Here is a 581-nt window from a genome sequence, read left to right on the forward strand (position 1 = left end):
GATCGGAGCTTTTCCGTCAGGCTGGTCCAACCTTCCCGCGGGGGCGGTGCTCGGGGCCACCGAACTGCTGAGCGACGCCCATATCCAGAGGGATTACGAATTCCTCCAGCAGCAGCTGCAGCAGGCCGATCCAGCGCTCGCCGCCCGAACGCGGCTGGTGGATCCGTCGGTATCCCATCTGCTGCGCCGTGACGACGTGGACGTGCAAGGTACGTTGCTGTCCATCTATCATCAAAACGACGCCCCAGCCGACTTCGTGTTCCTGCCAGTGAACAGTGCCAATCTTATGGATCCGGCGCAGAATCGTGTGGATCCGGCGCAGAATCGTGAACGCATCCACCATTGGTCGCTGCTGCTCGTTGATCGCCGCGACCCGGAAAGAGCGGTCGCCTATCACTACGACTCCATCCATCAGAGCTATGGACGGGGATACAACAACGCGCCTGCACTAGAGCTCGCAACAAGACTGGGCGCGACCACCTTGGTGACACCCGCCATGGCTCGGCAGAACAACGGTGTTGATTGCGGCGTCTTCGTGGTGGACGGCACGCGCGCGCTGGTTCAGAGATTGGCGAACCAAG

At 61.4% G+C, this 581-nt stretch carries 1 protein-coding gene; it reads left to right on the plus strand.

The window, feature by feature from the left end; all coding sequences use genetic code 11:
* Positions 1-581, plus strand: a 581-nt coding sequence (locus tag AC0L2A_RS36335) for a C48 family peptidase (RefSeq protein ID WP_473612995.1), incomplete at both ends; no start/stop codon positions are given.

It is taken from the genome of Mesorhizobium sp. WSM4844 (genome assembly GCF_055811775.1).